14 protein-coding genes are annotated in these 9,115 nt (G+C 65.6%); 10 read left to right on the forward strand and 4 right to left on the reverse strand.

Annotated elements, in window-relative coordinates; genetic code table 11:
- Positions 1–543: GNAT family N-acetyltransferase (locus tag U9980_RS06415; RefSeq protein ID WP_322767092.1), on the reverse strand; the 543-nt coding region annotated here is incomplete at its 3' end.
- Complete coding sequence (locus U9980_RS06420; RefSeq protein ID WP_322767093.1) at positions 540–1,835, reverse strand: helix-turn-helix transcriptional regulator; 1,296 nt, start codon at positions 1,833–1,835, stop codon at positions 540–542. The genes U9980_RS06420 and U9980_RS06415, both read right to left, overlap by 4 nt.
- A gap of 120 nt (positions 1,836–1,955) precedes the next feature.
- On the opposite strand from U9980_RS06420, the gene U9980_RS06425 reads away from it, so the two are divergent.
- From U9980_RS06425 to U9980_RS06450, 6 genes are all read left to right on the forward strand, one after another.
- Positions 1,956–2,228 carry a hypothetical protein gene (locus U9980_RS06425; protein WP_322767094.1) on the forward strand — a complete coding sequence of 91 codons (273 nt, stop codon included), beginning with the start codon at positions 1,956–1,958 and terminating at the stop codon, positions 2,226–2,228.
- 58 nt (positions 2,229–2,286) lie between these two features.
- Positions 2,287–2,484, forward strand: coding sequence for a hypothetical protein (locus U9980_RS06430; protein WP_322767095.1), 198 nt, complete (start codon positions 2,287–2,289; stop codon positions 2,482–2,484).
- 11 nt (positions 2,485–2,495) lie between these two features.
- On the forward strand, positions 2,496–2,750 hold the full coding sequence (locus tag U9980_RS06435; protein ID WP_322767096.1) for a hypothetical protein: 255 nt from the start codon (positions 2,496–2,498) through the stop codon (positions 2,748–2,750).
- A 147-nt stretch (positions 2,751–2,897) separates the two neighbouring features.
- Positions 2,898–3,695: a proline hydroxylase gene (locus U9980_RS06440; RefSeq protein ID WP_322767097.1), complete on the forward strand. Its 798-nt coding sequence runs from the start codon at positions 2,898–2,900 to the stop codon at positions 3,693–3,695.
- A gap of 22 nt (positions 3,696–3,717) precedes the next feature.
- Positions 3,718–4,680, forward strand: coding sequence for a threonine/serine dehydratase (locus U9980_RS06445; RefSeq protein WP_322767098.1), 963 nt, complete (start codon positions 3,718–3,720; stop codon positions 4,678–4,680).
- A 106-nt stretch (positions 4,681–4,786) separates the two neighbouring features.
- Positions 4,787–5,032, forward strand: coding sequence for a DUF397 domain-containing protein (locus U9980_RS06450; protein ID WP_322767099.1), 246 nt, complete (start codon positions 4,787–4,789; stop codon positions 5,030–5,032).
- A 373-nt stretch (positions 5,033–5,405) separates the two neighbouring features.
- Here U9980_RS06450 and U9980_RS06455 read toward each other — a convergent pair whose 3' ends face one another.
- Positions 5,406–5,657: a hypothetical protein gene (locus U9980_RS06455; RefSeq protein WP_322767100.1), complete on the reverse strand. Its 252-nt coding sequence runs from the start codon at positions 5,655–5,657 to the stop codon at positions 5,406–5,408.
- Positions 5,658–5,851: 194 nt separating this feature from the next.
- On the opposite strand from U9980_RS06455, the gene U9980_RS06460 reads away from it, so the two are divergent.
- The 4 genes from U9980_RS06460 to U9980_RS06475 all read left to right on the forward strand — a co-directional run bounded on the left by U9980_RS06460 (position 5,852) and on the right by U9980_RS06475 (position 8,062).
- Complete coding sequence (locus U9980_RS06460; RefSeq protein WP_322767101.1) at positions 5,852–6,595, forward strand: helix-turn-helix domain-containing protein; 744 nt, start codon at positions 5,852–5,854, stop codon at positions 6,593–6,595.
- 224 nt (positions 6,596–6,819) lie between these two features.
- Positions 6,820–7,356, forward strand: a complete 537-nt coding sequence (locus tag U9980_RS06465) for a heme-binding beta-barrel domain-containing protein (protein WP_322767102.1) — start codon at positions 6,820–6,822, stop codon at positions 7,354–7,356.
- A 62-nt stretch (positions 7,357–7,418) separates the two neighbouring features.
- On the forward strand, positions 7,419–7,628 hold the full coding sequence (locus U9980_RS06470) for a type II toxin-antitoxin system VapB family antitoxin (RefSeq protein ID WP_322750334.1): 210 nt from the start codon (positions 7,419–7,421) through the stop codon (positions 7,626–7,628).
- Positions 7,625–8,062: a PIN domain-containing protein gene (locus U9980_RS06475; protein ID WP_322756302.1), complete on the forward strand. Its 438-nt coding sequence runs from the start codon at positions 7,625–7,627 to the stop codon at positions 8,060–8,062. The genes U9980_RS06470 and U9980_RS06475 overlap by 4 nt, the downstream gene beginning before the upstream one ends.
- Before the next feature lie 78 nt (positions 8,063–8,140).
- Here U9980_RS06475 and U9980_RS06480 read toward each other — a convergent pair whose 3' ends face one another.
- Positions 8,141–9,040 carry a nucleotide-binding protein gene (locus U9980_RS06480; RefSeq protein WP_322767103.1) on the reverse strand — a complete coding sequence of 300 codons (900 nt, stop codon included), beginning with the start codon at positions 9,038–9,040 and terminating at the stop codon, positions 8,141–8,143.
- Between the last annotated feature and the right edge of the window lie 75 nt (positions 9,041–9,115).

Genomic DNA, 9,115 nt, shown 5'->3' on the forward strand with positions numbered 1-9,115 from the left:
CCGAACAAGCGCAAGGTACATCGGCGCGTCCTCCCAGGGGCGGAGGCGTCCGATCGTTCGATACCCCCATGACGCATACGCGGCGCGCGCAGGAGCTGCCTCCGGCTCGGGGCGGACAAGAAGGACCACCCGTTGTTCATCCCGACCGGCAAGAAGCCCGTCATGCAGCGCACGGCCCAGACCGCGCCTGCGGTGGCTGGCTAGCACGGCCAACTCGATCACCGCAAACGACCGATGGCCGTCCTCGGCGGTCAACTCATCCGGCGCTGGTTCGACAAGGCCCTCCCACCAGCCAGTTTCCGCGGCGAGTGGATGGCCGAACGTCATCCCGACCGGCCTATCGTCGACAGTCGCAATGACTGCGTGGAATCCGGGCGCCCCAACCCGTCGTGGCCAACCGACAGCGAACTCGGCTACGTCGTCTGGACCCTCGCAGTACGGCGCCTCGGCGTAAACCTCGGCGTAAACCGGCTCGATCAGCTCACGTAACCGCCCCGGGTCCTGCCCGCCAGCATGGACGGTCAGCGTCCACGGGGTGGTCATGCGGTCGCACCTGCGAGGGGATATGTCCGGGCCCACTCGACGAACCCGCGCACTGTCGGCCCGGCGTCCCGCTTGGCCAGGATGTCGACGGCCCGCCCGATGTTGCTGCGGATCCGAGCCGAGTCCACCCCGGCAGTGCGGAGAATCGCCTGACCGGTGATCTCCATCGCTTCGTCCAGGTGCCCGGCCACGGCGAGGACGCGACCGTGGCTGGCGAGGTAGGCGGCATGGTTACGCGCGAATCGGGGATTCACTGCGACGACTGCTTCCCGGGCTGCCTGTATCGCGGCGTCAAGGTCGCCGAGGATCTCGGCAGCCTTCATCCTGTGACAGGCAAGATCTGCCTCTCCCCAGAACTCCAGCCAATACGGATCCGCATCCGTGTCGGTGCCGACGAGGTTGTCAGCCTGGGTAAACGCCGACCACGTGGTCTTGCGCTCGCCTTGAGCCGCGTGGCCGACGGCTTCACGGACGAGCAGAAGAGAGCGCAGGCGCGGGGTATTGCGGATTGCCGCACAGCGCTGCGCCGCGCGGGCGAGGTTGATGACGTCACGAGGCGTCCCGACTGTGGACGCGGCAAGTGACATGCTGGCAAATGCCACGGTCGAGACATCATCGTCATCCACGGTCTGCGCAGCAGCGAGGGCTTCAAGCCACCAGTAGCGGGCGTCGTCTTGGCGGCCAGCGTCGTACGCGAGCCAGCCGGCGTGCTCGGTCGCCTCACCAAGCACGCGGGCAAGCCCGTTGCCGGTGGTCGGAGAGTAGCTGGCACTGTCGAGCGCGCGGCGCATCTGCTGTACCGCCGTGACGGTCAGCCGGTAGGCGGCGCCACCACCGTAGGTGTTATCCAGCTCGTACAGCCACTCTAAGTGTTTACGGTATCTCGCGACGTCACTGTCGCCGATCCGGACCGGCGCGTCGACGCCGCCAGGAGGCGACGCGGCCACCTCCCATGTTGCATCCGGCCAGTCCAGGGCGGCTCCAGTGAGCACGCTCGCGGCGAGCCGATGGAACTCCCGTCGTTGCACGTCATCATCGTGTATCGCGCTGCACGTTTCGTCCATCACCTCCGGCGCGAGCCCGAGCAGATGTCCGGGGACACCCAGGCCACTGGCAATCCGCTGGATCAGGTTGAGGCTCATCACCTGTTCCCGGCCACGCTCGATCGCACTGATCCGTGGCTGTGCTATCCCACCGATCATCTCAGCGAGATCCTGCTGTGTGATACCGGTCCACCGCCGGTAGATCCGAAAAGTAGTCCCGATGTCACGGTCCGCAAGCGCGATGGTCATCTCCGCGCGCTGCCAGAGATCGGGCGGAGGGTCCCTGCGCTCGCGTGGCATCTGCGTCCCCTCTTCGATCACATCTAATGGTGCAGATCGTAATAGACGGGCCACGTATACGGAGCTGGGATGGAACCCGACGCGCCGATGGTAGATCGTCTACTTCGTCAGAACGTGACCGGGCGAGAGGTGGCCAGAGTGCAGTCGACGCTGTACGCCGTTGGCATTCTGGAGCAACCGCCATCGGGGGAAGCCGGAACACTCACCGAAATCGTTCTTATGTTCGAAAGTATTTCCGCAGCCAGAACCTACGGTGCCGCACATTGTCCGGGCCGATACATCGTCGCCCCGATCCGCTTCAACCTGCCGCACCCTGAAGACGCGGGATGGACCGGGCCATGACCGCGTCACCAGACACACTCCCCGGCGTCTTCCCCCGATACGCCACGCCCCGCAGCCGTTGCCCCCGATTGTCGGTAGACAGGACACGCCGTACACGGTCGTCGCCCTCAACCCCGATGGTCAGCCGGAACGGGTCCTGATCCTCTTCAGCAGTCCGGAGCAGGCCGAACAGCACGCCCAGTTCCACCAACTGGACTCCTACCGGGTCGTACCAGCACAGCTCTCCCTCGGCGACCCGAGGGCTAAAAAAACGTGAACGGAGATGCTGTGCCAGCAAAACGGCCAAGCGGAACGGCCAGCGCCTGCTACCTGCCACGGCCCGTCCACACTCCCACCCATTCCGACATCCCGCCGGACACCGCGCTGTACGGCCTGGTGGTCTACGGACGGGACGAGAAGCCCACAGAAGTCCGCTTACCGTTCCCAACTGTCGCCGCCGCGGACCACCACGCCAAGAGCCACGCTATCGACGGCCGCGTCGTCCCCATCGTCTTCCCGATCTACCCCAGGTCGGGAACCTGAGACCGGGGCTCCCCGGACAATCCGTGTCGCCCACCCGGGGAGCCCCGCCACAAACGCGCGCCGGTCCGGCGTGCCCGCCCCTGGGCGTCCTTGGGGAGCGGTGGAGTACGGGCCGGCGCGTGCACCACCGACACCCGAGGAAAGCCGATGCCAGCGCTCCGCGTTGACCCGCTGTTCGCGCTCCTTGTCGCGGACGCCTACACCGACCGCCACATAGCCGCCCTCGCAGCGGGCACCGCCGCCGCAGTGCATATCCCCGGTTTCCTCGACGAACCCACCTGTGCCGTAACCATCAAGAGCACAAATCGCCTCCCGATCGACGACTACGACCCAACGCGGGTCCCTGTCCGTATCGCCCGCTTCGGCCCAGCCCTCAACGACTACCGCGGCTCCGATGGGGCGCTGCACGAGCGCTACTGGCAGGCCGCAAACGCCGCCCGCATCGCCTGGACAGCGGCGCGTCTTCGCCCCGACCCGGTGGCCATCGCCCTAGCTCGCCTTGGTGCTGCATGGGGCAGCGCGATCGCTCCGGCCACGATCAGCGGACGCCCAGTCTTCGGCGGCACCCTCCGAGAGATCAACAACGGGGCATTCGTACATTTCGACGAAGTAGTCCGCGAGTACCCCGACGGTCTGTTCGACCAGCAGGTGATCGCGCAGCTCGCGTTCAACCTGTGGATTGCCGCACCTGAATCCGGTGGTGAGACCACGATGTGGCGCCGCCGTTGGCGACCTGACGACGAGACCCACCGTACCGGCTACGGCTACACTCCCTCGACCGTCCGCGGATACCAACACATCAGCCTCCGATCATCGGCGGGTGACGCGCTGCTATTCAATTCCGCAAACCTACACGCCGTAGCCCCGAACCCTGGGCAACGGCGAGTAGCGTTCGCGTTCTTCCTTGGACTGACTGTGACCGGAACTCTCATTTTCTGGTCCTGACGGCATAATTGGAGCCCCTACCGTGACCATCCCCACCTACGGTGACGTCAAGACAGCCTGCGACCGCATCGCCGGGCATGTCCGCCCCGTCACGGTCACCCGCGCCGACCCGGGTACAGCCGGTGACGCTCACCTTTGGCTCGTCCTGGAGTTCATGCAACACACCGGATCGTTCAAGGCTCGAGGGGCAACGAACTTCGTTGCCACGCATCTTGAAGCCGGCACGATGCCGGACTCCGGAGTGGTCATCGCCTCGGGCGGTAACGCCGGACTCGCCTGTGCCTGGGCTGCACAGCGCCATGGGGTGACCGCTACTGTCTTCCTACCCGAGACCGCCCCACCCGTGAAGATCGCCAAACTCCGTGCCTACGACGCCGACGTCCGTCAGGTCGGGAATGAGTACGCCGACGCCTTGGACGCCGCCCACAGCCATGCCGCCACCACCGGGGCGATCGAGTCCCACGCTTATGACAATCCGCTGATCGCAGCGGGAGCCGGCACGCTCCTACCGGAAATCCTCACCGCGATACCCGACGCGCTGGACACGATCGTGGTCGCGGTTGGTGGTGGCGGCCTGTTCACCGGCGTAACCGTTGCAGCCGACCACTACGGGATCCACGTCGTCGCCGTAGAACCGGTGAATTGCCGGGCACTGAACGCCGCAATCGAATCCGGGCACCTTGTCGACGTACCCGTCGATTCGATCGCTGCCGACGCTCTCGGCGCGCGGCGCGCCTCTGCCATGGCGCTGGAATGGGCAGGACGCGCCGCAGTCCACTCGGTTCTTGTCCCAGATGAGGCCATCATCCATGCCCGTCACGCCCTATGGGACCATCGCCGACTCGCTGTGGAACACGGTGCCGCAACCGCTCTCGCGGCTCTGTTGGACGGCGCATACATCCCGAAAGTCGGCGAGAAGATTGCCGTGGTGCTGTGCGGCGCGAACACCGACCCGACCGATCTCGTCTCGTCCCAAGGCCGTTAGCGCCTCACTAAAGCCTGTGGGGGTCGGCTGAAGTCGGCCTCTACCCCGCCGGTCCGAGCCCGTCTGTACTCGGACCGCTTCACCCAACTCACAGAAAGCATCAATCATGCACGAGAACCGCAATCGCACCCACAAGCCCAACCTGACCGACTTCGACCCTGCCGCCGTCGTCGACTGGCAGATCTCCAGCTTCTCCAATGGCGCTGGGGGCATGTGCGTGGAAGCCGGCACCTTCGACGGCGGAGTGGTCGTCCGTGACTCGAAGGACCCGAACGGGCACGTACTGTCGTTCTCCCGTGCCGAGTGGGCTGCATTCGTTGATGGCGTCGAGAACGGCGAGATGCGCTTCTGACCTGGTCGTTTCATGATGGGACCCGTTTCCCGCAGAGGCGACAGGTCCGATGCCGTTTCTGGCACTTTGGTCAGACCTCGATCAGATCGGCGTTGACGGTATTGATCATCACATCAGCCGATCGCGCGTCGCCAATTAACCGCAGCGCCAACTCCGGCCCGGTGTCGCGGGATCTGTTCGACCGCATCGATGCATGCACGCCGGGTGACGATGCCCATGACACCCGTGCCCCACCCACGGAGGGAGAGCGTAGCGGGAACGATGGCGGCAGCCGAATCCTACTGAGCGGAACGGGAACGGGAACGGGAACGGGAGCGGGAACGGGAAGGCGACCGGCGTCCGGCCTGGCTGGCCGCCGTCCGATGCCGGAGCTTCAGGGCGTCTCGGTGGGGCTGCCGGCGATGTCGAAGCGACGCACGTTGCGTAGCCGCCAGCGGTTGCCGACGGACACGAGGTCTCCCTCGGCCACCGCCGGCAGCTGGCGGCTGTGCGCTCGCAGCGCCCGGTCGTAGTCCTCGGCGGCCAGCTCCATCCGGATGCGTCGTATGTCGGCGGGGTCGGCTTCGCTGTACCCGGAGATCGTGACCTGGCCGGCTCCGGTCCGTTGTTCTCTGTGTAGCCGCACGACGGTGCCGATGATCCGCGTGTTCTGCCCGCCGGTGTGCCCACGGCAGCCGCGCCGGTCGCCGGCCTGCGATCACGGACTCCTACGAACGGTGACCGAATCTCGCGAGGACACCGCGCCTCTTCACATCCAAAGGGCTCGCGAACTGTTGGAGTTCGAGCCAGCCGAGGCGGCTTTGATAGAATACCGCTCCCATGGGCGACGTAGAGCTACTCGATCAGGTCCGTCGATTGCGCAGTGAGGGGAAGCCTCCGAAGGCGATCGCCCGCGCCCTTGGCGTGCCGCCCTCGGTCGTCGCCTCCCTGGTACGAGTCGTCGCCGCGGAGCGGGACGCCGTCGCGGGTGAGCCGGAAGTCGCTGGTTGCTGGATCAACGTGGGCTGGAGTCTGGGACTCGCTGTTGACCAGTCACGCGGCTGGGTGGACGAAGATGAAGCAGCGTCGGAGGACGCCATAGGCGGGTTGGTCAGTGTGCTGGTCGCCCGCAGGCACCGTTGGGACAAGGTATCGGTGTGCGGCTACCTGGTTGACGCCTACTGCCTGGGCGTCAAGAACGTCCGTGGCCCCGACATCAAGAACGAACTGGATCTGCGGCGGTTCCTGCCGGACTACTTCTCCACCTACCCGCACGGATGGCAGGACGCGCCGATCGAGCTCGCTCGGCACATTGTGTTCGGCGCCGTCGAGTACGCCCGCGGCCTCGGTTTCGAACCCCACGCCGACTTCACCCAGGCGGCCGACCACCTCGGTACGTGGCAAGGACCGTCAGCCATCACCTTCGGTAAGGACGGTAAGCCGTTCTTCATCCCGGGCCCGCACGATAACCCTCGCGAGGTCATCAAGACCCTGGAACGCACAGTCGGCCCGCCGCCCAACTTCCACTTCCTGGCCCCGCAGGCAGCGCCACCCACCTTTGCCGATGATGATTACTTTCTGTAATTAGTCGGAGCTTCTGGCCGTTCAGGCCGGACCCGCACCCACGAAGTTCCGGGACCATCTACTCGGATGCCGCCAGTCTCACGGGCCGAAATCTGCCGGATCCGCCCGCATTACCGGAGTCGACCGGTAACGTCCTGGCTGCCGGACTGTGACGGTCCGGGAGGTTCGAGCCGGGTGAAGAGGGGTTCCGAGTGGAGAGCGTGCAGGCCACCGAGTTCGGGCCGTTGGCGGCGCTGGCCGGGGAGTGGGAGGGCGACGAGGGTCTGGACGTGGCCTTCTCGAACGCCGAGGGCCGCATCGTCGAGACGCCGTTCCGCGAGCGCATGTCGCTCAAGCCGTTCGGCCCGGTGAACAACGGCCCGCAGGTGCTGTACGGCCTGGACTACCGCACCGCCGCGTGGCGCATCGGCGAGGAGAACCCGTTCCACACCGAGCTCGGCTACTGGCTGTGGGATGCCGTTGCCGGCCAGGTGATGCGGTGCTTCACCGTGCCCCGCGGCCAGAGCGTGCTGGCCGGCGGCACCGCGGCGCCGGATGCGACCACCTTCACCATGCGGGCGGAGGTGGAGTCGGAGACCTACGGCATTCTGTCCAACATCTACCTGGCGAAGGCCGCCCGCACGACCGGCTTTGAGGTCACGGTGACGGTGCAGGCCGACGGCGTCTTCGCCTACAGCGAGAAGACGTTGATCACCCATGCCCGGTGGGATGGCGTGGTCGAGCACACCGATCGCAACGTGCTGCGCCGCATCGCAGGCTGACCGGGAATCACAGACTGTTTTCGTATTGTTGATCATATTGCTCGGGCTGTATGATCGGATATATGAAGACGATGATCGATCTTGACGACGAGGCGCTGGCGTTGGCGGCCAAGGAGCTGGGCACCACGACGAAGAAGGACACCGTCAACGCCGCGCTCGAGTTCGTGGCCAATCGTCGCCGTCGTATCGAACAGTTGCTTGATGACCCGTACGCCCTCGGCGTCGGTCCGGACATCGCCGATCAGGAGATCATGCGCCAGGCTCGTCGGTGACCGTCCCGGTCGGTCCCGGCCAGCTCTATCTGATCGACACCTCGGCGCACGCGCGGGTCGGTCATCTGGCCATCCGCAATGTCATCGCCGGGCTCATCGCGGATCGGGCCGCGGCCACCTGCGTGACGGTCGACCTGGAAGCCGGCTACTCCGGTCGTGATCTTACCGACGTCCGCACGATAGCCGAGCGCCGCCGAACCCTCTACGTGACGTTACCGGTCAGCGAGGTCATTGCCGACCGGGCGCGTGATGTCCAGATCCGGATGGCCGCCCGAGGCCACCACCGCGCCGCCGGAGTCATCGACTTGATTACCGCCGCCGTGGCCGAACACCACGGCGCGGTAATCCTGCATTACGACGCAGACTTCGAACACATTGCCGCCACGACCGGGCAGCCACACGTCTGGATCGCTCCCCGTGGCGCCATCGCCTGACACCTGGCCTGTGATTGAACCGCGGTCGGTAGTCCGGTTCTGCAGGCCCGGCCGGGCGGCGGCTGTACGGGGGTCGGGTCAGTGGGCGGGAAAAACGCCGCGCAGGGCGCGGTGAACCTCGCCGAAGGCTGCCCCAATACTCCCTTTGGGAAATCTGATCTCCTGAATTCCGGCGAGGTTGGAAAATTCCTCAACGCCTTCTTCCCGGACGATGATTGCTTTTTCAAAGCCCAGCCTGCCCTGGAACAGCCCGGTCTCGTGCACCACGTTCTGGCGCGACCGGACGGTACCGAGCTTCGTCTCGTCATCAGCGGTGTGGACGAGTAACGCGAAGTCCACCTGTTGAAGCATCTCCCATACGACGTCTGCTGCCGAGCGGCCGTAACGGAATTCGCTCTCGAAGGTCACCACCCGGTAACCGAACTCGGCCAGGTAGTCCTTGAGTATGCGCCACATCTCGTTCGGCCCGCCGTGTCCGATGAAAATCGTCGGCTGTGTCGTGCCGCCCGCCCATCCTTCGTCAGCCGTCTCGGGCTGGCGCGCACGTGGTACCACCGAAGTCGAATCGTCGATCACATCGAGAATCGTACGGGACATCCGTTCGTCCGGTAAATCGACTACCAGCGTCGCCCGCGGCGGGCGGAAGCGGTAGTCGAAGGAAAAATCGAAGACCTCACGCTGGGGCCCGCTGAGGCTGATCTTGCCATGTTCGGACTGCTCGGGGTCATACCTGCTGAACCACTCCGGCCGGAACACCAGCGCATCCCCGTCGGGCGTGGCCAGGCGACGGGCAACGGGCCGGGCGGGCATCCCCGATGGATACAACTCCAGCGCGACGACGGAGATCTCAACGTCATCGTGGCCACGGCCGTGGCCGTCATCCCACGCGTCTTTCACGAACTCGTACCACATGTCATAGGCGCTCACGAGCTGAGCGTCCGGCACTCGGACAGCCATGCTGACTGTAGCCTTCGGCATTCCCAGCCACGTCCTTTCCCATTGACACCGGCCAGATTACTCCGCCGTACCTGGGCAGGTGCACGCCGTATGCGA

It is taken from the genome of Protofrankia sp. Cr1 (assembly GCF_963555865.1).
Taxonomy (GTDB): Bacteria; Actinomycetota; Actinomycetes; order Frankiales; family Frankiaceae; genus Protofrankia.